19 protein-coding genes and 1 riboswitch are annotated in these 23,516 nt (G+C 63.8%); of the genes, 12 read left to right on the top strand and 7 right to left on the bottom strand.

Annotated elements, in window-relative coordinates; all coding sequences use genetic code 11:
* Positions 1 to 3 precede the first annotated feature (3 nt).
* Complete coding sequence (locus NKJ18_RS05345; protein ID WP_352757926.1) at positions 4 to 1,125, top strand: DUF2336 domain-containing protein; 1,122 nt, start codon at positions 4 to 6, stop codon at positions 1,123 to 1,125.
* A gap of 4 nt (positions 1,126 to 1,129) precedes the next feature.
* On the opposite strand, the gene NKJ18_RS05340 is transcribed toward NKJ18_RS05345, so the two are convergent.
* Both NKJ18_RS05340 and parE read right to left on the bottom strand, forming a co-directional pair.
* Complete coding sequence (locus NKJ18_RS05340) at positions 1,130 to 3,196, bottom strand: FUSC family protein (protein ID WP_352757925.1); 2,067 nt, start codon at positions 3,194 to 3,196, stop codon at positions 1,130 to 1,132.
* Between the two features lie 102 nt (positions 3,197 to 3,298).
* Positions 3,299 to 5,353, bottom strand: a complete 2,055-nt coding sequence (gene parE, locus NKJ18_RS05335; RefSeq protein ID WP_023667605.1) for a DNA topoisomerase IV subunit B — start codon at positions 5,351 to 5,353, stop codon at positions 3,299 to 3,301.
* 257 nt (positions 5,354 to 5,610) lie between these two features.
* Here parE and cpaB point away from each other — a divergent pair, with 257 nt between their 5' ends.
* The 10 genes from cpaB (at position 5,611) to NKJ18_RS05285 (ending at position 15,808) form a co-directional block, all read left to right on the top strand.
* Entirely contained in the window at positions 5,611 to 6,516 is a 906-nt protein-coding gene (cpaB, locus tag NKJ18_RS05330) for a Flp pilus assembly protein CpaB (RefSeq protein ID WP_023701208.1), read from the top strand.
* A 78-nt stretch (positions 6,517 to 6,594) separates the two neighbouring features.
* Entirely contained in the window at positions 6,595 to 7,995 is a 1,401-nt protein-coding gene (locus tag NKJ18_RS05325; protein WP_031262407.1) for a type II and III secretion system protein family protein, read from the top strand.
* A 4-nt stretch (positions 7,996 to 7,999) separates the two neighbouring features.
* Positions 8,000 to 8,266 (top strand): hypothetical protein, encoded by a 267-nt coding sequence (locus NKJ18_RS05320; protein WP_023667602.1) that lies wholly within the window; start codon positions 8,000 to 8,002, stop codon positions 8,264 to 8,266.
* Positions 8,267 to 8,311: 45 nt separating this feature from the next.
* Positions 8,312 to 9,526 (top strand): CpaE/TadZ family protein, encoded by a 1,215-nt coding sequence (locus NKJ18_RS05315; RefSeq protein ID WP_023667601.1) that lies wholly within the window; start codon positions 8,312 to 8,314, stop codon positions 9,524 to 9,526.
* Complete coding sequence (locus tag NKJ18_RS05310; protein WP_023667600.1) at positions 9,523 to 10,944, top strand: TadA family conjugal transfer-associated ATPase; 1,422 nt, start codon at positions 9,523 to 9,525, stop codon at positions 10,942 to 10,944. The genes NKJ18_RS05315 and NKJ18_RS05310 overlap by 4 nt, the downstream gene beginning before the upstream one ends.
* Positions 10,945 to 10,948: 4 nt before the next feature.
* Positions 10,949 to 11,914, top strand: a complete 966-nt coding sequence (locus NKJ18_RS05305) for a type II secretion system F family protein (protein ID WP_023688292.1) — start codon at positions 10,949 to 10,951, stop codon at positions 11,912 to 11,914.
* A gap of 1 nt (position 11,915) precedes the next feature.
* Complete coding sequence (locus NKJ18_RS05300) at positions 11,916 to 12,881, top strand: type II secretion system F family protein (RefSeq protein ID WP_023688293.1); 966 nt, start codon at positions 11,916 to 11,918, stop codon at positions 12,879 to 12,881.
* Positions 12,812 to 13,879 carry a PA3715 family protein gene (locus NKJ18_RS05295; RefSeq protein ID WP_245261299.1) on the top strand — a complete coding sequence of 356 codons (1,068 nt, stop codon included), beginning with the start codon at positions 12,812 to 12,814 and terminating at the stop codon, positions 13,877 to 13,879. The genes NKJ18_RS05300 and NKJ18_RS05295 overlap by 70 nt, the downstream gene beginning before the upstream one ends.
* Before the next feature lie 133 nt (positions 13,880 to 14,012).
* Positions 14,013 to 14,483, top strand: a complete 471-nt coding sequence (locus tag NKJ18_RS05290) for a hypothetical protein (protein WP_023825658.1) — start codon at positions 14,013 to 14,015, stop codon at positions 14,481 to 14,483.
* Between the two features lie 161 nt (positions 14,484 to 14,644).
* Positions 14,645 to 15,808, top strand: a complete 1,164-nt coding sequence (locus tag NKJ18_RS05285; RefSeq protein ID WP_023825657.1) for a GGDEF domain-containing protein — start codon at positions 14,645 to 14,647, stop codon at positions 15,806 to 15,808.
* Between the two features lie 12 nt (positions 15,809 to 15,820).
* Here NKJ18_RS05285 and gcvP read toward each other — a convergent pair whose 3' ends face one another.
* From gcvP to gcvT, 3 genes are read right to left on the bottom strand one after another with little or no spacing between them, the layout of a single operon-like run.
* Positions 15,821 to 18,631 (bottom strand): aminomethyl-transferring glycine dehydrogenase, encoded by a 2,811-nt coding sequence (gcvP, locus tag NKJ18_RS05280; RefSeq protein WP_352757924.1) that lies wholly within the window; start codon positions 18,629 to 18,631, stop codon positions 15,821 to 15,823.
* Between the two features lie 17 nt (positions 18,632 to 18,648).
* Positions 18,649 to 19,017: a glycine cleavage system protein GcvH gene (gcvH, locus tag NKJ18_RS05275; protein ID WP_023681591.1), complete on the bottom strand. Its 369-nt coding sequence runs from the start codon at positions 19,015 to 19,017 to the stop codon at positions 18,649 to 18,651.
* Between the two features lie 5 nt (positions 19,018 to 19,022).
* Positions 19,023 to 20,123 carry a glycine cleavage system aminomethyltransferase GcvT gene (gene gcvT, locus NKJ18_RS05270; protein ID WP_023691145.1) on the bottom strand — a complete coding sequence of 367 codons (1,101 nt, stop codon included), beginning with the start codon at positions 20,121 to 20,123 and terminating at the stop codon, positions 19,023 to 19,025.
* Positions 20,124 to 20,272: 149 nt separating this feature from the next.
* A riboswitch (glycine riboswitch) is annotated at positions 20,273 to 20,359 on the bottom strand.
* Between the two features lie 199 nt (positions 20,360 to 20,558).
* Between gcvT and NKJ18_RS05265 the strand changes: the two genes are divergently transcribed.
* Positions 20,559 to 21,560 (top strand): hypothetical protein, encoded by a 1,002-nt coding sequence (locus NKJ18_RS05265; RefSeq protein ID WP_352757923.1) that lies wholly within the window; start codon positions 20,559 to 20,561, stop codon positions 21,558 to 21,560.
* A gap of 151 nt (positions 21,561 to 21,711) precedes the next feature.
* Here the strand turns inward: NKJ18_RS05265 and NKJ18_RS05260 are convergent, their stop codons facing one another.
* Together NKJ18_RS05260 and NKJ18_RS05255 are read right to left on the bottom strand one after the other, a co-directional pair.
* Positions 21,712 to 22,503 carry a molybdopterin-binding protein gene (locus NKJ18_RS05260; protein WP_023681588.1) on the bottom strand — a complete coding sequence of 264 codons (792 nt, stop codon included), beginning with the start codon at positions 22,501 to 22,503 and terminating at the stop codon, positions 21,712 to 21,714.
* Position 22,504: 1 nt separating this feature from the next.
* A complete protein-coding gene (locus NKJ18_RS05255) occupies positions 22,505 to 23,380 on the bottom strand; it encodes a cytochrome b/b6 domain-containing protein (protein WP_023691148.1) in 876 nt (291 codons plus the stop codon).
* Positions 23,381 to 23,516: the final 136 nt, after the last annotated feature.

The following is a 23,516-nucleotide window of genomic DNA, read 5'->3' as shown; positions in this document are numbered from 1 at the left end:
AGTATGGTTGTCTCGCATTTTCTCAAATGGATCTACACCGCGAGAGTTTCGGAGCGCGCCGCGGCGGCGAGCGCGCTGGCCCGCGCCTACGTCAATTCCGACCTGCCTTTCGAAGACCGTTGCGCGGCCGAAGCGGCGCTGACGCTGCTGCTCGACGACGCCTCGTCGAAGGTGCGGCTGGCTATGGCCGAAGCGCTGTCGATGAGCCATCACGCGCCGCTGCAGATCATCAGCGCGCTTGCCTCCGATCAGCCGGAAGTGGCAGCCCTGGTGCTGGCGCGCTCCCCGCTGCTGACGGACGCCGACCTGATCGACCGCGTCGCGGCCGGGCACAAGGCGACGCAAAAACTGATCGCCGACCGGCCGGTCGTTTCGATGGCGGTTGCCGCGGCGATCGCCGAGATCGGCGAACCGGAAGCGTGTGCGGCGCTGCTCGCCAATGACGGCGCCGACATAGCCTCGCTCTCCTTCCGCCGCATCGCCGAGCGGCATGGCCATATCGCTCATTTGCGCGAGGCAATGGTCACGGATGTGCGGCTGCCGGCCGACTGCCGGCACATGCTGCTGGTCAAGCTCGGCGAAACGCTGAAGGCTTCGCCGCTGGTGATGGCGCTGATGGGGGCGGCCAGAGCCGAGCGGGTCACGCGCGATGCTTGCGTCAAGGCTTCGGTGCGGCTGGTCGAAGGCACGCGCACTGAGGAACATGCGGCACTTATCGAACATCTGCGCCTGCGCGGCGACCTGACCGCAAGTTTCATCATCCGTGCCATTGCCCACGGCAAGGTCGACTTTTTCGGCTCGGCCCTGGTTGCGCTCAGCCAGCAGTCGGAGCAGCGGGTGCGGGCCTTGCTCGCAGGCGGCCAGGACGTTGCGTTGCAGGCGCTGTTCCGCGGCGCCGGCCTTGCCGCTTCCACCCATGGCATCATCCTGCGCGCGCTCAAAATCTGGCGCGAAGTCGCCAACGGCAAGCGCCTCGCCGGCGTGCAGGAGGTCAGCTGGCTGATGCTGAAGGACCTCGGCGGTCCGGCCACCGAGGGCGATCTCGCCGGCCTGGTCAAGTCGATCCATCTCGACGCGCTGCGGGAAAACGCGCGCGGGCATGCGCTGGCGATAGCCGCGGCCTGACGCCCTAGCCACGGCCCCTGGTGAAGAAATCCGGGAAATCCTCGATCGCGGCGGCGATGATGCGCAGCCAGGCTGCGATCTGCAGCATATCCGCACCGCCGCTGCGCTCTGAAAGGCTGGCTGCATATTGCCGGGCCACAGTGACAGTTGCTGTCTGTGGATCGCCGGTTGCGCGAAAGAGCAGTTCACGCGCGAGGCCGCGCAGGAAATTGGCGATCGAGAGCGCGGTGTCGGTAGGAGTGGACGGGCTCTGCTGCGCGGCGCGCAGACGCAGGATTTCAAGGCCGACGGTAACGGCGGCGACCCCGCCGCCCAGAATCGCATCGCCTTTCCTGCCGGCATTTTGCAAGAGCGGCATCAGCTGGTTGATGCGGTCATAGGCCAGGCTTTCGAAGGCCGAACGCCGCGGCACCCGCTCATGCAGGCACAGCCGCGCCAGATCCTCGCGCATGGCCCGCACGATGCGGTTGGCCGCGCGCCATGGATCCACCGGCAGCACCACGATGAAGACGCCGATCGCCAGCAGGATGCCGACCAGCACCGACGCCGAGCCGGCGAAAAACGGGCCTGGGGCATAGGTCATCGCCTGATGCGGGCTGAGGAAGGCGAGGAAATTGATGGCAAAGGCCGTCGCCACGCCGACGGTGCGCGGATTGGCCATGCCCAGCGCCGTCGGTACCAGGATCGGCACGACAAACAGCGTGAACCAGCCGAAGCCGGGCAAAGCAGGCAGCGCGACCTGGCCGACAAGGAAGGCAAAGGGCAAAGCCAGCAGCGTTCCCTTGAAGAAGCCCCAGGACACCCGCACCGGGTCAGGCCGCGCGGCGAAAAGACTGGAGACGACGGCAACGAGGATGACAGTGCCGGCCGCGTCGGACCATTTCGTCGTCAGCCAGAAGGCGGCGACCGCCAGCGTGGCCAGCGCCGCGCGTATGGCATTGCGCGAAGCCCCGGGATAATCGCGGTGCACCACCAGCGCAGGCTGCTGCCTGTTCATCCGGCTGGGGCCCGTCACCGGTGCGCGCAGGGCGTCGAGGCCGCGCAGCACCTGCTTGAAGGCTTCGGCGAAATCGGCGGCGATGGTGAGGCGCGTGATGGTGCCGACCCTGTCGTCCTGATCGGTCGAGGCATCGGGCATTTGCCGGGCCTTGCCGGCAATCGCGTCGAGCCGCGTCACCCAGGGCGACGTGTCCTCCAGCGCCTCGGGCGTGGCTGCCAGTTCGCTGACCAGCGACTGCAGTTCCGAGCGCACCGGAATGAGCGCTGCGTTTTTCGGCGCGGCGTGAGAATGCAGCGCGCGTGCCGCCGACAGCGCCGACAGAAGCTGACCGATGGTGAGGCGGACCGGATGGGCGCGGGTGGCGAAGCTCGGGGCTTCGAGCCGGGCATAGGTGCGCATCTCGGCCAGCATCTGGGCGTCCGTGATCAGCTTGCCGTGCAGGCCGGCCAGTCTCGCCGGGTCGCCGCCGGAAAAAGCGCCGCCCGCATAGGTTGCAAGGTCGAGGATGCTGCGCTTCAGCCTGGAGATGATGGCGTCAGCGGCCAGCTTGGGCAGGATCAGCCGGCTGGTCAGGCCGGCGCAGACGATGCCGAGCACGATCTCGGCGCAGCGCGCGACAGCGAGATCGACGATCACATGCGGCTGGCCGAAAGCCGGCAGCCCAATGATCATCGCGGTATAGCCGGCAAGTGCGGCGCCATAGGCTTCCGGATTGCGCAGCAGCGACGAAACCAGCGTGCACAGCCCAATCCAGACGGACAGCGCCGTGACCAGCAGCCAGGGATTGGTGCCGAAAACCGAGGTGATGCCGATCGCCGCAAGTCCACCGGCCAGCGTGCCGAGCAGCCGGTAAAAACCTTTCGCCAGCACCATGCCGGCGACCGGCTGGGCGACGATGAAGACCGTCATCATCGCCCATTGCGGGTGGTCGAGTTTTAGCGCGTAAGCAGCGAGAAGCGCGATCAGACCGGCCGAAACCGTGCGCAGGGCGAAAATCCAATCCGAGCGCGTCGGCTGCGTCAGGCCCGCCAAACTGGTTTCGAAGTAGCTCTTCAGCCGCGCCCAGATCATAAGCTGGTCTCCGTATCGGAAGCGCAGGCTAGAGCAGTTCCAGGAAAAGTGTGAAACGGTTTTCCGCCCGGAACTGCGTCAAAACGAAGAGTTGGCCAGCGCTCAGATATCCAGCACTTCCGTCGCGGCGAATTCGGCGCGTTCCTGGATGAAGCGGAAGCGGGCTTCCGGCTTGGTGCCCATCAGCGCGTCGACAGCATCCTTGGTCGCGGCCACGGCGTCGATGACATCGACCCTGAGCAGCGTGCGCTTCCTCGGGTCCATGGTGGTTTCCTTGAGCTGCGCGGCCATCATCTCGCCCAGGCCCTTGAAGCGGCCGATCTCGACCTTGGCGCGGCCGGTGAATTCGGTGCGCAACAGCTCGTCCTTGTGCGCATCGTCCCTGGCATAGGCAACCTTGCCGCCTTGCCGGATCGAATAGAGCGGCGGCACCGCCAGATAGAGATGGCCGCCATTCACCAGATTCGGCATTTCCTGGTAGAAGAAGGTGATCAGCAGCGAGGCTATGTGAGCGCCGTCGACGTCGGCGTCGGTCATGATGATCACGCGGTCGTAGCGCAAATCCTCGTCGCGGTATTTCGAGCGCGTGCCGCAGCCGAGCGCCTGAATCAGGTCCGAAATCTGCTGGTTGGCGGCTAGCTTGTCGTTGCCGGCGCTGGCGACGTTGAGGATTTTTCCGCGCAGCGGCAGCACCGCCTGGCTGGCGCGGTCGCGCGCCTGCTTGGCCGAGCCGCCGGCCGAGTCGCCTTCGACGATGAACAGTTCGGCGCCCGCGGCGGCATTCTGCGTGCAGTCGGCGAGCTTGCCGGGAAGGCGCAGCTTGCGCACCGCGCTCTTGCGCGACACTTCCTTTTCCTGGCGCCGGCGCACCCGCTCGTCGGCGCGCGCAATCACCCATTCCAGCAGCTTGGAGGCTTCCTGCGGATTGTCGGCCAGCCAGTGGTCGAAGGGATCGCGGATGGCGGTCTCGACAATGCGAATGGCTTCGATCGTTGCCAGCCTGTCCTTGGTCTGGCCGACGAATTCCGGCTCGCGAATAAACACCGACAGCATGCCTGCCGCCGAGATCATCACGTCTTCGGAGGTGACGATCGAGGCGCGCTTGTTGCCGACCAGGTCGGCATAGGCCCGAAGCCCGCGCGTCAGCACATTGCGAAAGCCGGCCTCATGCGTGCCGCCTTCGCCGGTCGGGATGGTGTTGCAGTAGGAGTTGACGAAGCCGTCACCGCCGAACCAGGTCACCGCCCATTCCAGCGAACCGTGGCCGCCCTGCTTCTCGCTCTTGCCGGCGAAGATTTCGCGGGTCACCTGGAAATCATCGCCGAGCGATGCCTTGAGATAGTCCTTCAAGCCGCCGGGGAAATGGAACTCCGCCTTGGCCGGCGTCTGGTCCTTTTCCTTGATCAGCGATGGGTCGCAGCTCCAGCGGATCTCGACGCCGCCGAACAGATAGGCTTTCGAGCGGGTCATGCGATAGAGCCGCGCCGGCTCGAAGGCGGCGCCCTTGCCGAAAATCTGCTCGTCGGGATGGAAGCGGATTTTGGTGCCGCGCCGGTTGTGCACTTCGCCGAGCTGCTCCAGCCCGCTCACCGGAACGCCGCGCGAGAACCTTTGGCGGTAAAGCTGGCGACCGCGCGCGACCTCGACTTCGAGATGGTCCGACAGCGCATTGACGACCGAGACGCCGACACCGTGCAGACCGCCGGAGGTCTCATAGACCTTGCTATCGAACTTGCCGCCCGAATGCAGCGTCGTCATGATGACTTCGAGCGCCGGTTTCTTGAATTTCGGATGCGGATCGACCGGAATGCCGCGGCCATTGTCGGTGACGGTCAGAAACCCGTCGGCCGACAGCTCGACATCGATGAAGGTGGCATGGCCGGCGACCGCCTCGTCCATCGAATTATCGATGACCTCGGCAAACAGATGGTGCATCGCCTTGTCGTCGGTGCCGCCAATATACATGCCGGGACGGCGCCGCACCGGCTCTAGCCCCTCCAGCACCTCGATGTCGGCGGCACTATAGCCCTCGCTGCCGTCCTTGGTCGCAACGGAACGTTTCGTGGCCTGCAGCAGCGGGTCGGCCGGCCGCGCCGGTGTCCGAGCCGATTGGGGCTGCTTTTCCAGATTGCCGAAAAGATCGTTGTTGTCGTCCATGCCTGCCATAGAATCCGGTGCCGCGAATCACCCGTCGATACTGCCACGCTTTTCGGCGCCAAGCGACGGAAGTTCCTGTTACGTTCGGGGATTAAACCCTTCTTATCCTAAAACCTTTCGATAACCAAGCCGGCGGAAATAGGTCCAGCGAGAGCGGCCGCGATTCCTGAATCTTTAACAAAGCGGCCTAGCGTCGCCTCAACAAAACAAAAGACCACGAATGTCAGGGGTTGGTTGTGAGGGGCAAGGCCATAACGATGATTGGCATCGCTGCCGTCTTCGGCGCGATTTCAATCTTTGCCGCGGATTTCTGGGTGAAAAGCCAGGCCAAGGCCGATGCCGAAGAGAAAACGGCGTCGATCCCGGCGCCCGCCGTCCCCAAGGTCGTCTTCAAGACCATAGTGGTGGCCAACGCGCCGCTGCGTTACGGCATGGAGCTTGACCGGGCGCAGCTCAGCGAAATCCCATGGTCCGAGGATTCGGTGCCGCAGGGCGCGTTCACCACAGTCAATGCATTGCTCGCCGAAGGCAGCCGCGTGGTATTGTCGCCGATCGAGGTCAACGAGCCGGTGCTGATCAGCAAATTGTCGGGGCCGAACGGCCGCGCGACGCTATCAAACATGATGACGCCCGGCATGCGGGCGGTGACAATCCGCACCGACGAGATCGCCGGTGTCGGCGGCTTCGTCATGCCGGGCGACCGGGTCGACGTGGTGCTGACACGCGATGCGGGCGAAATCCAGGAAGTGGCCAAGAACGCACAGGGCGCTGCCGGATCGACCGTTACCTCCGAGATTGTCGTCTCCGACGCCAAGGTGCTGACCGTGGGGCAGGGCGCCGACGAGCGCCAGACCGCACCGCAGATCGCCAATTCCGTCACCATCGAGGTGACGACCGAAGGCGCGCAGAAAGTGGCGCTTGCCCGCACCGTCGGCACCTTGTCGCTGTCGCTCCGCTCGGCCGCAGACGGAGGGGCCGCCAAGGACGGCGTCACCACCATCTCGTCCTTCGGCGGATCGGTCGCCTCCGGCGTCCAGGCCGCTGCCGGCGCGCTGTTCACTGCCGCGACCAAGGAGCCTGAGAAGCCGAAATTCAAGACGATCATCGTGACGCGCGGCACGCAGGTCGAAGAATACCAGGTTCCTGCGCGGGACCAGCAATAACTGCCGGTGGGGACCGGGCGAGGGACGGGACAGATGTCGGGACTTCATGCATTTCGAACTACGAAAGGGCTGCGCCCAATGCGGGCGCTTGCGGTGGGGGCTTGCCTGGCCGCGGCCGCAATGCTCGGCCTCAGTGCGCCAGCCAAGGCCGACAACGATATCGTCCATGTCTCGTCCACAACGAATGCGTCGATCAAGGTAGCCAAGGGCAAGCCGAAGACGGTCATGACCAATGCCGCCTTCTACCAGATCGTCATCGGCGATCCGGAGATCGCCAACGTCAATCCGCTGACCGACAAATCCTTCTATGTGCTGGGCAACAATCTCGGCACCACCGGCATCGCGCTGTTCGACGAGAACAAGCAGTTGGTCGGCACCGTCGACATCGAGGTGACGCTGGACACCGACCAGCTGGCCAGCACCATTCGCGCCAGCGTGCCGGACGCCAAGATCAAGGTCGGCTCGGCCAATGGCCGCGTCGTGCTGTCGGGCGAGGCCGATGACGCGGTCGCCGCCGAGAAGGCAAGCAAGATCGCCAGCCGCTTCTCCGGCAATGAAGAAGTGATCAATTCGGTCAACATCTCGTCCTCGCAGCAGGTTCAGCTCAACGTCCGCTTCGTCGAGATCAATCGCCAGGCCGGACAGGATCTCGGCGCCAAATACAGCGCCAATTTCGCTTACGGCATTGGCGGGCGCGACGTCACCCTCGATCCTGGCACGGTGCCGGGAGCCGGCAATGGCGAGATCATCGGCCGGCTGCTGTCCAACGGCCTGTCGATCGACGTCGCCATCAAGGCGCTGGAGGAACGTGGTCTCGCCAGGCGGCTGGCCGAGCCGAACCTGATCGCCCGCTCGGGCCAGACGGCAAGCTTCCTCGCCGGCGGCGAGTTCCCGATCCCGGTCTCCGAGGACAATGGCAAGATTTCCGTCAGCTACAAGAAATACGGCGTCAGCCTCGACTTCACGCCGACGGTTCTCAAGGACGGGCTGGTGAGCCTCGACATCGCGCCGGAAGTGTCCTCGATCGACGCTTCGGCCTCCTACAATATCGGCAATATCTCGGTCCCGGGCTTTATCGTGCGCCGCGCCAAAACATCCGTCGACCTGAAGAATGGCCAGAGCTTCATGATCGCCGGCCTGCTGCAGTCACAGAACGACATTACCACATCGCGTCTACCCGGCCTCGGCAAGCTGCCGGTGCTCGGCTCGCTGTTCTCCTCCAAATCCTATCAGCGGCGCGAGACCGATCTGGTGATCATCGTCACCCCCTATCTGGTCAAGCCGGTCGATCCGTCGAAGAAGCTGCTCGAGCCGACCGACGGCACGCAGCCGGCCAGCAATGTCGACTATTTCCTCAACAACACCGAGGAAGTGAAATCGTCCGAAGCCAATCGTGCAGTGGCAATGGCCAGCGGCAGTACGCCACAGCCGGCCGCGGTCACCACCGTCGGGCATTTCCTCGACCTGCCGAAGGATTGAAGCCATGCGCGTGGAATCATGCATCGCCCTGCTGATCGCCGGCCTCGCCGGCGGCTGCACCAGCGACGACTATGTCCGCTCCGAGGGACCGACGATTGCCGCCGGCAACGCACAGGCCGCCAATACGGCCATGCAGATGGTCGATCCCTGGAAATACGGCGTCCAGAACACCAGGCTGCTGGTGCCGGCGCAGCGCAGTGAGGCGGCAGTCAACGCCGCCGACCAGGCTGCTGCTGCCAAGGCCGTGCAACCGACAGCGACAACCGATTGATTTGCCCCGGTGATTTGACCGGGAATGACCTGACAGGCTGACAAAATGGCAAGCGGCATCAAGACCAAGAAGATCCTGCTGGTGTCCAGCGACCGGACCTTTGCGCAGGATACGCGCACCGCGTTCGCGGCCTCGGAGGTGATCCAGCTTTCGACCGTCGAGAAGAACATTACCGAACTGCGCGGCGAGGTCCAGGAAGCCGATTTCGGCGCGCTCATCGTCGACATGGATGCGGCAAAGCTGGAAGAGATCGAGTCGCTGCAGCGCATCATGCGCCGGCTTGAAGGCCGCGTTCCGGTGGTCGTCGTCACCCAGGAATTCAACGCAGCCGCAGTGCGTATCCTGGTGCAGCTCCAGGTCGCCGATTTCCTGGTCAAGCCGATCACCACCGCCGATCTGGTGCGGTCGGTCGTGCGCGCGCTGCAAGGGCCGGGGCGCGAGGAAAACACCGAGTCGCAGATCTATACCTTCATGCCGGCCGCCGGCGGCGTCGGCACCACGACGCTGGCGCTGCAGACCGCCTTCCAGCTGCATCATTCGGTGACGCGCGGCGCGTCGACCTGCGTGGTCGACCTCAATTTCCAGCAAGGCGCCTGCGCCGAATATCTCGACCTCGAGCCGCGCTTCGACATCACCGAAATCGAGAACCAGCCCGAGCGCCTCGACCGTCAGCTGCTGGATGTGATGCTGTCCAAGCATGCGAGCGGGCTCTGCGTGCTGGCGGCGCCAACGCATCCGTCGGAAATGCGCTCGTTCAAGACCGATGTCGTGGTGCGCATGCTCGATCTCGTCTCGGCCTATTTCGATAACGTCGTCATCGACATGCCGCGCACCTGGTTTCCGTGGACGGAGACGGTGCTGCTCGGCTCCAACAAGCTCTACATCGTCGCCGAAATGACGGTGCCATGCCTGCGCCACACGCAGCGGCTGATCCAGGCGGTCTACGAGACGGCCGGCAAGGAAGTGAAGCCGAACGTCATCGTCAATCGTTTCGAGCAGAAGATGTTCGACAACGGCATCAAGCAGGCGGATGTCCAGGAAATCCTGGGCGAGCATTTCGTCGGCGGCATCTCCAACAATTACCGGCTTGTGCGTGAAGCGGTCGACCGCGGCGTGCCGCTGCATGAGATCGACCCGAACGCCAACGTCGTCAACGATCTGAAGAGGATCATCCTGCCGGAAGAAGCCGTGGTGACGCCGGAGAAATCGCGCTCGCTGTTCGGCATCGGCAGGGGCCTCCTGAAGAGGAAAGCCGGATGACCAGCCGCTTCTCGACCCTGCAGAACCGTGACGTCCGCGCGCTGAAGCCGGCCGAGGCGGCGCCGGTCGCGCATCACGCCGTGGTCATCCCGACGAACCGCAAGGCCTTGCCGCCGAAGCCGGAGACAACACCGGGAAAAAGCGCCAACAAGGTGCTCGATGCCCGCGTGCGCATCCACCGGCTGCTGCTCGAGGAAATCAACCTGGTCGCGCTGGAGCGCCTGCCCAAGGATGAGATGCGCCGGCAGGTGCAGGAGTTCGTGTCGGAAAAGACCCGCCAGGAGCGTATGGCGATCAACACCGTCGAACTTGAAGCACTGGTCGACGACATCGTCGATGAGATGGTCGGCCTCGGGCCGCTGGAACCGCTGCTCAAGGATCCCGACATCAACGATATCCTGATCAACGGCCACCAGAACTGCTTCGTCGAAAAGCGGGGCAAGCTGCAGCAGGTCCATATCCCGTTCAAGGACGAGGCGCACCTGTTGCGCATCGTCAACAAGATCGTCGCCGCCGTCGGCCGCCGGGTCGACGAATCGCAACCGATGGTCGATGCCCGCATGCTCGACGGCTCGCGCTTCAACGCCGCCATTCGCCCGGTCGCCGTCGACGGGCCGCTGGTGTCGATCCGCAAGTTTTCAAAGAACAAGCTCGGCCTGCACAAGCTGGTCGAGTTCGGCGCCATCACCCAGAACATGGCCGAGGTGCTGGCGGCTGCAGTCCACGCCCGCAAAACGACCATCATCTCGGGCGGTACCGGCACCGGCAAGACGACGATGCTCAACGCATTGTCGGCCTTCATTCCGGAAGACGAACGGCTGATCACCATCGAGGACGCGGCCGAACTGCAGCTGCAGCAGCCGCATGTCGCGCGCATGGAAACGCGCCCCGCCAACATCGAAGGTCATGGCGAGCTGAAGCAGCGCGACCTGGTCAAGAACGCGCTGCGCATGCGCCCCGACCGCGTCATCCTCGGCGAGTGCCGCGGCGAGGAGGCCTTCGACATGCTGCAGGCGATGAACACCGGACATGAAGGCTCGATGGCGACCATCCACGCCAACACGCCGCGCGACGCCATTTCACGCCTCGAGCAGATGCTGGGCATGACCGGCATGCCGATGACGGTGCAGTCGATCCGCAGTCAGATCGCCAGCGCGCTCGACCTTATCGTCCAGCTGACGCGACTGTCGGACGGCAAGCGCAAGGTGACCAGCGTCGCCGAGGTGACCGGCATGGAAGGGGACGTCATCCAGATGCAGGAGATATTCCGCTTCGTGCGCACTGGCATGGAGGCCGACGGCAAGATCCTCGGTCACTACGAGGCGACCGGCATTCGCCCGCGTTTCCTCGAGGACCTGCGCAATATGGGCATTGAATTCCCCGGCAAATATTTCGAACCCGGCCGGCCGCAGGAGTAGCCGGGTGTTCGAGAATTTCAGCCCGATCTATGTCGTTTATGCCGCGGCAGCGCTGACCGGCATCATGATCGCCGAAGGCTGCTATCTGCTCTATGCCGGCCGCAGCGACAAGCGCCTGGCTATCAACCGGCGCATGAAGCTGCAGGAAAACAAGATCAGCCAGGAACAGGTGCTGATCCAGCTGCGCAAGGAACGCGGCCTCGATTCCGGCACGTCATTCTTCTCGCCCGACCGTTTTCGCGCGCTGCGCACGCAGTCTGGCATGGTGATGCCCTTGCCGAAATTCCTGACGATGACGACGGGCGTGGCGCTGGCGATGATGCTCGTCGCGCTCTGGTACGGCCTGCCGCTGTTGCTCGCCATTTTGCTGTTTGTGGTGCTGACAGCGCTGCTGCCGGTAATTGTGCTGCGTTCCAAGCGTGCCCGGCGGGTGAAGCGTTTCGGCGTGCAGTTGCCGGAGGCGCTGGAATTGATCACGCGCGGCTTGAAGGCCGGGCATCCGGTTCCGGTGGCGATCTCCATGGTGTCGCGCGAGATGCCCGATCCGATCGGCACCGAATTCGGCGTTATCTCCGACGAGGTGACTTATGGTTCCGACCTGGTTTCGGCGTTGAATTCACTGTTTGATCGCGTCGGCCAGGAGGATCTGCCGCTGTTCGTCACCGCGGTTTCCATCCAGACGAGTTCGGGCGGCAATCTGCGCGAGATCCTCGACGGGCTGTCGACGACGATCCGCGAACGCGGCAAGCTGCGCCGCAAGGTGCGCGCCATTTCGACCGAGGGTCGTATGTCGGCCTATATCCTGACGGCGGTGCCGGCGCTGCTGTTCGCCGCCATCATGGTGATGATGCCGCAATTTTATCAAAGCGTCTGGGATGTGCCGAAGACCTGGTATCTGCTGGGCGGTTCGGTGACATGGCTGATGCTGGGCAACATCATCATGTTCAAGATGTCGAACTTCCGGTTCTGAGATGGAGCAGGTGATCCAGTTTCTTGCCTCGCTGGCGCCGACGTCGCTGATGCCGGTAGCCGCGATGCTGCTGGCATTGGGCGGCAGCGCGGTGGCATGGCCGCTGGTGGTGGCCAAAGGCGACCGCAACGATCTCAAGCGCCGGCTCAAGATCGACGACAGCAAGACTCCCCAACAGGCCGAGGTGGCGCCGAAGAAGAACCAGAGCGTCGTGCGCGAGAAGGCGGTGAAGCGGGCGCAGGAATTCTACGCCAAGAGCGATCCGGAAAATGTCGCCCGGCTGCGTATGAAGCTGATCCAGGCGGGCTATATGGAGCCGCGCGCGGTCGGCACATTCTTCCTGATCCGCTTCGCCTGCCTGGTGGGCGCAGCGATCGGCGCGTTCCTGGTCAACCATTGGATGGGCAGCGTCGATTCCACCGCGACCAGCCGCTGGACCTTCATCATCCTGTCGGGAGCCGCCGGCTATTTCGTGCCCGGCCTGGTGCTCAGCCAGAAGGTGCGGGAAAAGATGCGCGAATACCGCAACGGCTTTCCCGACTTCATGGATTTGATGATCGTCTGCTCCGATGCCGGCATGAGCATGGAGGCCGGCATCGAGCGCGTCTCGAAGGAACTGGCCAAGACCTATCCGTCGCTGAGCCAGAACCTGCAGCTGGTGTCGCTGGAACTCAGGGCCGGCCGCAGCCTCGACGATGCATTGAAGGCGCTCGCCGACCGCCTCAGCCTGGACGAGGTGCGCTCCTTCGCCACGCTCTTGCAGCAGTCGAAGGAACTCGGCACCAGCCTCGCCGGGGCGCTGCGCGTGTTCTCCGACGAAATGCGCCACAAGCGCATGTCGTTGGCCGAGGAGAAGGCACATGCCTTGCCGGCCAAGATGTCGGTGCCGGTGGTGGTGTGCATCCTGCCGGTGGTGCTGATGATCGCCGTCATCCCGATCATCGTCAAAATGACGGCGGTTCAGTAGATACCAAGGCAGTAGATACCAAGGCAGTAGATACCAAGTGGCCGCCCGGCGGCTTTCTGCGGTTACTCACTTCAACTACGCTTCGCCTGGATGTCATATCCGGCCGGTTTGGCCGCTCTCCTTCGGCAAAATCCGCAAAAAGCAAAATGAGTGAGCCGTCCATGCGAATAGTCTTGTGCACCGCCTTCCTCGGCCTCGCCGCGGCCAGTCTGTCGCCGGCCTCGGCCGCGGCCGACGATTGCGGCGACGCTGCCGCTCTGGTGCAGCAGGCATATCCCAAGGCCCAAAAGAGTGCCGATGGCGCCTCCTTCACGCTCGAACCTCATACCAGCATCGCCCAGACGCTTTGGGATGGCGATACGCCATTCGGCGTGGTCTGCAAGATCTGGCCCGCCCATGACGACCTGTTGTTGGTCGCCGTGCCGCTGATCGACAGCTCCCAATCCAGCGACGACGGGCATGTCGGCGATGTCGAGCTTCTGGTCGTCGACAGGAAGACCCGGCAGGTGCGCCAGCGCCTGCTCCAACCCGGGCTGATGACCGATGATGCCGTCGGCATCCGCGGGATCGACTTCGATACCGGGCGCTACAGATTGGCGCCCGATGTCGGCGCCTTCGGCCTGCGCATCGACATGGCAAACCATTCGCAGCCGAATCCTTTCAGTGAAACCGACCTGCGGCTCTATGCCCTTGACGGCGGTGCTCTGCGCCTGGTGCTCGACGGCATCATCGTGGCCGGCTTTGGCGGCGAAGGCGACACCAATTGCGCAGGATCCTTTCAATCCAGCCGGGTCAGCCTGGCGATGAGCCCGGCGAGACATCACGGCTATCACGACATCACAGTGTTCGAGCGGTTGGACACCGACAATCCGTCTGTCGACAAGAATGGCGAGTGCCAGTCCCATCCCGGCAGGTCCATGAAACGAACCTACCGGCTGCGCTACGACGGCAGGCGCTATCAGTTTCCGGCGGGGCTCAAGGCGCTGGAGCCGGAATAGGCTTCGGTTGGTTAATGGCTTCTGTGCCCGAAACCAAATTTTAGGCGCGTTTCCGCACTGAAGTTTAATCGCCCTGTTGTAGTCTGCTTCCTCAGAGAACGACCCGGTAAATCGGGCGATTGGGGCCAGGGGCATGCGTCACAGAAGTTTCACGGCAATGGCCGCGCTAGCGGCGGTCTTGATGGTCGGCGGCTGCACGACCGACAACGTCGACAAAACCAAGACCACATCGATCCAACCGGTGGCAAAAGACGTCAGCACCTCCGACCTTGCGCAAGGCAAGGCGCAGTTCCGCGAGGCCAATTACGGCCTTGCCGAACAGCATTTCCGCAAGGCCGTGGAACTGAAGGCCGACAGTGCCGAGGGATGGATGGGGCTTGCCGCCTCCTATGACGAACTCGGCCGCTTCGACTTCGCCGACCGCGCCTACGACCAGCTTTTGAAGGTTGCCGGGCGCAAGCCGCAGATTGTCAACAATATGGGCTATTCGCAGCTGCTGCGCGGCAACAAGAAGAAGGCGAGGGCGCTGCTCATGGAAGCAAGGGCCGGAATGGCCGACCCGAGCGTGATCAACGCCAATCTGGCGCTGCTCAACAAGGCCTGAGACTAGGGACACTCGCGTGCCGAGCTTCGCGGGACGGCAGTCGACGCTTTGTAAACCCTGTCGGCAGGTTGCTTTGAAAACCGGCCGAAAACGGTATCTCCGGCCGGTTGCATGCCTATGATGCGCCACAAATCGAAGATCCCAAAGGTTGCCGCTCATCCATGCTGGATTTCAGTTCGCTATTGCTGGCGGCTGCGCTGTCGGGCACATGCCTGAGCGTCACCATGTTCGTGATCTGGTTCACGGCGCCGCGTGCACGCTTCGTGCTGACGGTTGCGTGCGGCATTCTCGTCCTTGTCGCCCACGTCATCGTCTTCTGGCGCTACACGAGGGAGCCCAGTCCGTTGCTTTGTCAGGCAGCGTTGGCGCTGCTAAGCCTCGGTTTCCTGGCGCTTTCACTTTCGGCCATGCAATATCTTGGTGTGCGCAATTACAGCCGCGCTGTCCTGCCGGCCATGCTCGCGATCGCTGTCTGCGCCGGCGTGACCTATCTCGGTTTCGATGGTGTCGGCTTCATCCTCACCTATACGACGGTAGCAGTGCTGCTCGCCTCGATCGGGGTGATGTTCTGGATCAAGGGCGGTCAGGATCGCGGCATTCTGCTGGTCGTTTCGGCGCTAAGCGGCGTCTGCGGCGTATCCTTCGGGCTCTGCGGCGCCGTGCTTCTGGTCAAGGGCCAGTGGGTGCTCGGCGTCGCACCCGACAATTGGGCCGAGCGGTTGAATTCGGTCGTGGCGGTCGCCTGCATGACGGCTCTCGGCGCGCTGACGCTGTCGCTGCATCATCTGCAGGCACAGATCGAACTGAAGGCCGAGACCCTGACCGACCCGTTGACCGGTCTGATGAACCGGCGGGCTTTGAACTCGCTCTATCGCGAGCGCGTCTTCGGCCCGTTCATGTCGGTCGCCATGTTCGACCTCGACCACTTCAAGCGAACCAACGATGTCTATGGCCATCCCGTCGGCGATCGGGTGCTCTGCCGTTTCGCCGCAGTCATCAAGAAGTATGACAGGGTTGGCGTCGACGCCTTCCGGCTGGGCGGCGAGGAGTTCGCGTTGGTCATGTCTCGGATGACCGAAGACAAGGCCTACGATTTCGCCAGCAGGATCGGCGTCGCCTTCGGCACGGAAGTGGTGCCGACGCCGCGCGGGCCGTTGCGCAGCAGCGTCAGCGGCGGCATTGGCTTTGGCAAGGAAGACGGCAGCAGCCTGGATGAAGTGCTGGCCGAGGCCGACCGGGCGCTCTACGCGGCCAAGAACGCCGGGCGAAATCGCGTGCTTGTCCTCAACGGCAAAGCCGACGGACCGGCCCTGCGCTCAGCCTGACAGGCCAGAGTGTTATTCGGCGGCGCCGAGATATTCCGACAGCGGCGGGCAGGAGCAGACGAGGTTGCGGTCGCCGGCGACATTGTCGATGCGCGAGACCGGCGGCCAGTATTTGGCCGCTGTATCGACATCGCCGGCGGGGTAGGCCGCTTCCAGCCGCGAATAGGGGTGGGTCCACTGGCCGGCAAGGGTTTCGGCCGCCGTGTGCGGGGCATTGACCAGCGGGTTGTCCTCGAGCGGCCATTCACCCTTCGCCACTTTCGCTGCCTCGCCGGCAATGGCGATCATCGCCTCGCAGAACCGGTCGAGTTCGCGCTTGGGCTCGGATTCGGTCGGCTCGACCATCAGCGTGCCGGCGACAGGGAACGACATGGTCGGCGCGTGAAAACCGTAATCGATCAGCCGCTTGGCGATATCGTCGACGCTGATGCCAGCGCTCTCCTTGAGCACGCGCGTGTCGAGGATGCATTCATGCGCGATGCGATCGTGCCTGCCCTTGTAGAGAAGCGGGAAGTGCGGCGCGAGCCGCGTCGCCACATAATTGGCCGAGATGATCGCCGTCTCCGTCGCCTGCTTCAGGCCGGCGGCGCCCATCATGCGGATGTACATCCAGGTGATCGGCAGGATGGAAGCGCTGCCGAACGGGGCAGCGGACACGGCATGCGCCGAACCTTCGGTGACATGACCCGGCAGATAGGGTTTCAGATGCGCCCTGACGCCGATCGGACCGACGCCCGGACCGCCGCCGCCATGCGGGATGCAGAAGGTCTTGTGCAGGTTCATGTGGCAGATATCGGCGCCGATATCGGCGGGCCGCGCCAAAGCAACCAGGGCGTTAAGGTTGGCGCCGTCGAAATAGACCTGGCCGCCATGCTCGTGAATGAGACCGCACAGGTGGCGCGCGCCCTCTTCATAGACGCCGTGCGTCGAGGGATAGGTGAACATCAGGGCTGCGAGATTCTTCGAATGCTCGTTGGCCTTGGCCCGCATATCGTCCATGTCGATATTGCCGTCCTCCAGGCAACGCACGACGACGACGCTCATGCCGGCCATCGCCGCACTCGCGGGATTGGTGCCATGCGCGGACTGGGGGATCAGGCAGATGGTGCGATGGCCTTCGCCACGCGAACGGTGATAGGCGCGGATGGCGAGCAGGCCGGCATATTCGCCTTGGCTGCCGGCATTGGGCTGCAGGCTGACGGCGTCGAAGCCGGTGATCTCCGCCAGCCAGCCTTCCAGCTCGCCGACCATGGCGCGATAGCCGGCCGAATGGCTGGCCGGCGCGAAGGGATGGAGGTTGGCGACAACAGGCCAGCTGACCGGCATCATTTCGGCCGCCGCGTTGAGCTTCATGGTGCAGGAGCCCAACGGGATCATGGTGCGGTCGAGCGCCAAATCCTTGTCGGCTAGCCTGCGCAGCAGGCGCATCATGTCGGTCTCGGAGTGGTTTTCGCGGAAAACCGGCTGGGTCAGAAACTCCTTGCCGCGCGGCTTGCCGGGCATCGCGCCGGCCTCAGTAGCGCCGGACTTGGCGCCGAACAGGGCGGCGATAGCCTCGAGATCCGCCTCGGTCGAGGTTTCGTCGAAGGCGATGCTGATGCGGTCGGCATCGATGACGCGCAGCAGCCGGCCACCTTTTTCAGCGGCAGCGGCGATCGAAGCTGCCTTGCCCTTCACTTCGGCCGTCACCGTGTCGAAACGGCTTGAGCCGAGCACGGAAACACCAGCGGTTTTCAGGCCTGCTGCGAGGCCGTTGGCGAGCTCATGAATTCGGGCTGCGATCGCCTGCAAACCAGTAGGCCCGTGCCAGATCGCGTATGCGGTCGCCATGTTGGCAAGCAGCGCCTGCGCGGTGCAGATGTTGGAGGTCGCCTTGTCGCGGCGGATATGCTGTTCGCGCGTCTGCAGGGCGAGGCGATAGCCGGGACGGCCCTTGCTGTCGATCGACTGGCCGACGAGGCGGCCGGGCATCAGCCGGGTCAGCTTGTCGGAGACGGCGCAATAGGCGGCGTGCGGGCCGCCAAAGCCCATCGGCACGCCAAAGCGCTGCATCGGGCCGACGGCGATGTCGGCGCCAAGCCTGGCCGGCGCTTCGGTCAGCGTGAGCGCAAGCGGATCGGCGATGAAGACGACCACGGCGCCGGTGGCGCGAGCTTTCTCGATCGCCGCCTTGTGGTCGCCATAGACGCCAAACGTGTCCGGCCAGGAGACCAGCAGGGCGGCGGTGTTGTCGTCGATGGTCTCGCCATCGATCTCGATGCCGAGCGGCTCGGCGCGGGTGCGCACGACGTCCAGCGTCTGCGGATGCGGCGTGCCGGCCAGCGCCACCTTGGTGCGCTTGTCGCGGTGATGGCGCAGCGCGATGCCGACCGCTTCGGCCACCGCCGTCGCTTCGTCGAGCAGGGAGGCCGAAGCCACCGGCAGGCCGGTCAATTCGGTGACCAAGGTCTGGAAGTTGAACAGCATTTCCAGGCGGCCCTGGCTGATCTCGGCCTGGTAGGGCGTATAGGCGGTGTACCAGGCCGGGTTCTCGAACAGGTTGCGCTGGATGACCGGCGGCACATGGACGCCGTGATAGCCGGCGCCGATGAAGCTCTTCAGCACCCTGTTTTTTGCCATGATCGCCGACAATTCGGCCAGCGCTTCGGCTTCGCTCGCCGGCGCGGGAAGGGCTAGCGGCAGATCGAGGCGGATCGACTGCGGCACGGCCTGGCTGATCAGCGTCTCGACGGAGGGAACGCCGATCACGGCAAGCATGGCTCTGACGTCGTTTACATCAGGACCGATGTGGCGGGCCGAGAAGGGGGTAAGTGCTGCGCTCATGGCAATAGGTCCTGATGTCAACCGATATGGGCTTTGTAGGCGGCCTCATTCATGAGGCCTGCGAGTTGGCCTTCGTCGGCGAGCTTCATCTTCCACAGCCAGCCGTCGCCGGTCGCAGCGGAGTTGACCAGCGACGGGTCCGAGGACAGCGCGCCGTTGGCGTCGGTGATCTCGCCATCAACCGGCGCATAAACATCGGATGCCGCCTTGACGGATTCGACGACCACGGCGGTGTCGCCCTTACTGAGTTTGGTGCCGATTTGAGGCAGTTCGACGAAGACGAGATCGCCAAGCTGTTCCTGCGCATAGTCGGTTATCCCGACGGTGGCGATGCCTCCCTCGACGCTCAGCCATTCGTGATCTTGTGTGAAATAGGTTTTTGCCATCGGAATTATCCTTTGCGGTAGCGATGAGGAGTGAAGGGCAAGGAACTGATATCGACCGGGATTTTCGTCCCGCGAACGTCGGCGAACAGTTTCGTGCCCGGCTTGGCCAAGGCCGTTGACACATAGCCCATGGCGACGGGATGGCCGGCCGACGGGCCGAAGCCGCCTGATGTCACGTAGCCGGCCGGATCGCCGTCGGCATCGAACAAAGCAGCGCCGGCGCGCACCGGCTGGCGGCCGTCCGGCTTCAGGCCGACGCGCTTTTGCGACGGCCCGCGCTCCAGGATGGACCGCAGCGCATCGGCGCCGATGAAGGACCCGCCGGCGCGGAGATCTTTGGGGATCGCCCACATCAGGCCGGCACTGGCCGGATCGATCTCCGGCGTGATGTCCTGGCCGTGCAGGCACAGGCCGGCCTCCAACCGCAGCGAGTCGCGGGCAGCAAGGCCGATCCACAACACACGCTCGTCCTCGAGCAGTTTCGTGACCAGAGCGCGCGCATCCGCCTCCGGCAGGCCGATCTCGAAGCCGTCCTCGCCGGTGTAGCCGGAGCGGCTCATGAACCAGTTTTGCTTCGGCTCGATGCCATGCATGAACAAGAGTGAGCCGGTCTCGATGCCGGCGCGGGACAAGGCAGCCCAGGCTTCCGGCCCCTGGATCGCCAGGAAGACGCGGTCGAGCGCATCGACTTTGACGTCGAAGTCCGCGGCCAGCGCACGCAAATGCTTCTCGTCCTCGACCGCATTCCCGGCGTTGGCGACCACCATGAAGCGCTCGGCGCCGAGCCGGGTGACGATCAGATCGTCGATGATCCCGGCGGCCTCGTTGAGGAAGAAACTATATTTGGACTGTGAAATCTCAAGCGCGCCGGCATCGAGCGGACTGGCGCGGTTGAGCAGTGCCGCAGCGCCCGGTCCGCTGACAGCGAACAGCTTCATATGCGAAATGTCGAACAGGCCGGCATGTTCGCGGGTGTGAAGGTGCTCCTTCATCACGCCGGCCGGATAGGTCAGCGGCATCGACCAGCCCGCAAAGGCGCCAAAGCGTGCGCCGGCGGCGGTGTGCAGATCTTCGAGAGGAAGGTGTTTGGTGTCGTCGCCCGTCATGTCATCTCCAGAGTCGCACGCAATCGGCCGCTGCTGGCGACCAGTCCGTGCCCCTCTGTCTGAAGCCTGAGAGACTCGCGCAACCGGAACTCTGTCGGCGACGCTTACACCTTCGGCGCGGGGGCAAGCCCCGACTTTCCAGAGTGTCTTTCCCGTCTACGGTTCTTTTGCCTGAGAGATTTCGGGCGATTTCCCCTTCGGCGGCAGCTCGCGCTGCTCTCTCCCGCAAACAGGTAGGACTCAAAACTTAAGCCCTCGACGCGCCATCCATAGCTTGTCGGCGACACCTTGTCACCTGCCAGCGACACGTAAAGCGCGTCGTCTTTACAGTCTTCGCTAACCACGCCGTTTGCCGGTTTTTCAAGACAATGGCGATATTCTGGGCTGACGGTTTGGCCGGCAATTGCGTTGGGCACGGCGGATGGGGATTGACAGATGGGCGAACGGATCGGGAGCGCGCCGGTGGCGGGGCTGGCCTCGAAGGACCGCATCACGGCGGAAGATATCGTCATGCTGCGTCGCGAAGTGTTCGCCGACGGCGTGGTGACGCGCGGCGAGGCTGAAGCACTGTTCGCGCTCGATGCGACAGCGACGGACAAATGTCCGCAATGGCCTGAATTCTTCGTCGAGGCCGTTACCGACTACATCGTCCACCAGGAAAAGCCGGCAGGCTATATCTCTGAAGACAATGCCGGTTGGCTGATCCAGACCATCTCGCGCGACGGAATGGTCGACAGTGTGACCGAACTGGAGCTGCTGGTGCATGTGCTGGAAAAGGCGAAATCATCGCCCGGCCGGCTCTCCGCCTATGCGCTCGAGCAGGTCGCCAACGCGGTGGTCGACGGCAAGGGACCACTGATGCTCGGCGGCGCGCTGGTTCCCGGGCTGGTCGCCAAGGCAGAGGTCGATCTGTTGCGCCGCATTCTCCATGCCTATGGCGGCGACGGTAACATCGCCATCACACGGGTTGAGGCCGAGGTGCTGTTCCAGATCAACGAGCAGACCGCAGCGACCCACAACGACCCGTCCTGGAACGACCTGTTCGTCAAGGCGCTCGCCAATTTCGTCATGTGTTCGGCCGGCTACGAAGCGCCGACGCGCGATGTGGCGCTGCGTCGTGACAGTTTCTTGGACCAGGTCGAGCCCGAAATTGGTGGCTTCTTCAGCCGCATTGTGTCGGGCGGACTGGCCGGCATCATGGAAGCCTATCGTTCGCCCGGCGATATCGAGGCCGAATGGGAGTCGAAGAACCGTGCCGCCGAGGCACTCGCGCGCCGCGCCGAGACGATCGACGCCAGCGAGGCGAAATGGCTGGCCGATCGCATCGGCACCGACCGCCCGCTGCGTGACAATGAACGCGCGCTGCTGACGCTGATCAAACTCGCCTCGCCGGAGATACATCCGGCGCTCAAGCCACTGCTCGACAAGGTTGCTTAAGCCGCGCCGTTTTCTGCGACCGTTTTGCAGAGGACGATATTGGAGTGTCTTCAGGCCAATCGCCAAGTTCGGCCACGCGCTCGAAACCGGCTTCCTCAGGCAAGCTCGGTTCGGTCGGAGTCAGATCGTGCTCGGTCAGAATGCGAGGCCATCAAATCCCGCCATACCAGTCATAGCCATTGTCTTCCCAATAGCCGCCGCGGCCGCCGCCAATATTGGCAAAACTGTCGACGAGCTCGATCTTGTAGAGATACTTCGGCATCTTGTAGCCGAGCTGTCGTTCGACGCGCACGCGCAGCGGCGCGCCGTTTTCGACCGGCAGCGGCTTGCCGTTGAGGCCGTAGGCGAGGATCGTCTGCGGGTGGCGGGCATCGATCAGGTCGATGGTGCCGTAATATTTGATTTCCCCGGAGAGGCTGCGATCGATCGTATCGAGGCAGTGGAACATGACATAGCGGGCCTGCGGCTTGACCACAGCCTGGTCGAGCACCAGCGACAGCGGGGTGCCGGTCCATTTGGCGATGCAGCTCCAGCCTTCGACACAGTCGTGGCGGGTGATCTGCGTGCGGCTCGGCATGTTCTCCAACTGCTCGCGGCTGAGCGACAGCGGCTTTTCGACCAGGCCCGTTACCTCCAGCCGCCAGTCGGCGAAATTGTTGGCGAGCAGGCCCTTGTAGGTGTCATCGTCGGGCGCGGTGACGCCGTTCGGCCGCTGCGGCTGGCGGATGTCGGCCTCGGTGAATTCCGGCGCCAGAGCATCGCGGCCGGCAAGCCAGCGTTGCGCGCGGTAGGTCAGGCCATTGGCGTTTTCGAGGAAACTGCGCAGGCCGTCGCCCATGCCGAGCTGGCTGTCGAAGGCATCGCAGCCCGACAACATGATGCCGGAAACGCCGAGGCCGGCGCCCGTCAGGAACTTTCGGCGGCTGATCTGGAATTTGGCCATCTCACGCACTCCTCTCGGTGTCGCCATGCCTTGGCGGATCGGTGCGGTACCAGCCGGTGATGATCGAGCGCAGTTCGTTGATCGGGCCGGCGGCGAGGATCATCATCATATGGACGATGAAAAAGCCGACCAGCAGCACCATCACCGTGAAATGGATGGTGCGCGCCGTCTGCCTTCCGCCGAGCAGTTCGTTGAGCCAGGGCAGCACCGAGTTCATGCTCGGCGACATGGCAAGGCCGGTGATGATCATGAGTGGCAACAGCACGAACAGTACGCCGCCATAGGCCATTTTCTGCAGCGTGTTGTATTCGCGTGTGTGGTGGAACCTGAGCTTGGCGTGCTCGATGATGTCCTGCGGCAGCCGCTTGAGATCGTCAAGGCGCGGCGCCAGATCGCGGCGCAGATGGCCGTTGACCAGGCTGGCGACCAGCCAGACGACCAAGGTGGTTGTCAGTATCCAGGCGAAGAAGAAATGCACAACGCGGGCGGTGCCGAGATCGTAATAGGACGGGATTGTCGCCCAGGACGGGAAGGCACGCGACGTTTGCTGCCGGGCCGGGCCCGACCAGCCGAGCACGCCTGTGGTGTCGAAGCGATGGCCGAAGATTTCGGTATAGCCGCGCGGGCCGGTGGCGGTGTTTTCGGCGCCGATGGCAAAGACGGTGTTGTTGTACTCGAAGCCGGATTGCTTGCCGATGTAGAGCTGCGGCCGGGCATTGAAGATCTGCAGGCCGGACAAAAGCAAGAAGAACAGCGAGATCGCCCACAGCCAGTGCGTCAGGCGGGTCCAGCGCGATTGCCGGTAGATCAGCGTCGCATCCTTCGTTGAGGCGGCATCGACGCCTGCGCCGGGCTGACTCATGGTAATGGTTTCCATCTTTTCCTCGCCTCCGGCTGCGCGATCCTGGGATGGCCGCGCTCGTCCTTGTCCTCCCAATACGTCGCTATCGAAAGCGATGTTTCATGCGGTCACGTTTTTATTACGGGCACGGGTTTATCGCGGGCACGGATAC

Source organism: Mesorhizobium sp. M0217 (assembly GCF_040321955.1).
Taxonomy (GTDB): Bacteria; Pseudomonadota; Alphaproteobacteria; order Rhizobiales; family Rhizobiaceae; genus Mesorhizobium.
The sequence above is the reverse complement of the archived record's forward strand: the minus strand, read 5'-3'. Positions and strand labels throughout refer to the sequence as shown.

What these genes read in the sequence shown, in the direction of transcription:
- NKJ18_RS05345 (WP_352757926.1), top strand. Translation starts at nt 4, where the DNA reads ATGGTTGTCTCGCATTTTCTCAAATGGATCTACACCGCGAGAGTTTCG.
- NKJ18_RS05340 (WP_352757925.1), bottom strand. Translation starts at nt 3,196, where the DNA reads ATGATCTGGGCGCGGCTGAAGAGCTACTTCGAAACCAGTTTGGCGGGC.
- parE (WP_023667605.1), bottom strand. Translation starts at nt 5,353, where the DNA reads ATGGACGACAACAACGATCTTTTCGGCAATCTGGAAAAGCAGCCCCAA.
- cpaB (WP_023701208.1), top strand. Translation starts at nt 5,611, where the DNA reads ATGATTGGCATCGCTGCCGTCTTCGGCGCGATTTCAATCTTTGCCGCG.
- NKJ18_RS05325 (WP_031262407.1), top strand. Translation starts at nt 6,595, where the DNA reads ATGCGGGCGCTTGCGGTGGGGGCTTGCCTGGCCGCGGCCGCAATGCTC.
- NKJ18_RS05320 (WP_023667602.1), top strand. Translation starts at nt 8,000, where the DNA reads ATGCGCGTGGAATCATGCATCGCCCTGCTGATCGCCGGCCTCGCCGGC.
- NKJ18_RS05315 (WP_023667601.1), top strand. Translation starts at nt 8,312, where the DNA reads ATGGCAAGCGGCATCAAGACCAAGAAGATCCTGCTGGTGTCCAGCGAC.
- NKJ18_RS05310 (WP_023667600.1), top strand. Translation starts at nt 9,523, where the DNA reads ATGACCAGCCGCTTCTCGACCCTGCAGAACCGTGACGTCCGCGCGCTG.
- NKJ18_RS05300 (WP_023688293.1), top strand. Translation starts at nt 11,916, where the DNA reads ATGGAGCAGGTGATCCAGTTTCTTGCCTCGCTGGCGCCGACGTCGCTG.
- NKJ18_RS05290 (WP_023825658.1), top strand. Translation starts at nt 14,013, where the DNA reads ATGCGTCACAGAAGTTTCACGGCAATGGCCGCGCTAGCGGCGGTCTTG.
- NKJ18_RS05285 (WP_023825657.1), top strand. Translation starts at nt 14,645, where the DNA reads ATGCTGGATTTCAGTTCGCTATTGCTGGCGGCTGCGCTGTCGGGCACA.
- gcvP (WP_352757924.1), bottom strand. Translation starts at nt 18,631, where the DNA reads ATGAGCGCAGCACTTACCCCCTTCTCGGCCCGCCACATCGGTCCTGAT.
- gcvH (WP_023681591.1), bottom strand. Translation starts at nt 19,017, where the DNA reads ATGGCAAAAACCTATTTCACACAAGATCACGAATGGCTGAGCGTCGAG.
- gcvT (WP_023691145.1), bottom strand. Translation starts at nt 20,123, where the DNA reads ATGACGGGCGACGACACCAAACACCTTCCTCTCGAAGATCTGCACACC.
- NKJ18_RS05265 (WP_352757923.1), top strand. Translation starts at nt 20,559, where the DNA reads ATGGGCGAACGGATCGGGAGCGCGCCGGTGGCGGGGCTGGCCTCGAAG.
- NKJ18_RS05260 (WP_023681588.1), bottom strand. Translation starts at nt 22,503, where the DNA reads ATGGCCAAATTCCAGATCAGCCGCCGAAAGTTCCTGACGGGCGCCGGC.
- NKJ18_RS05255 (WP_023691148.1), bottom strand. Translation starts at nt 23,380, where the DNA reads ATGGAAACCATTACCATGAGTCAGCCCGGCGCAGGCGTCGATGCCGCC.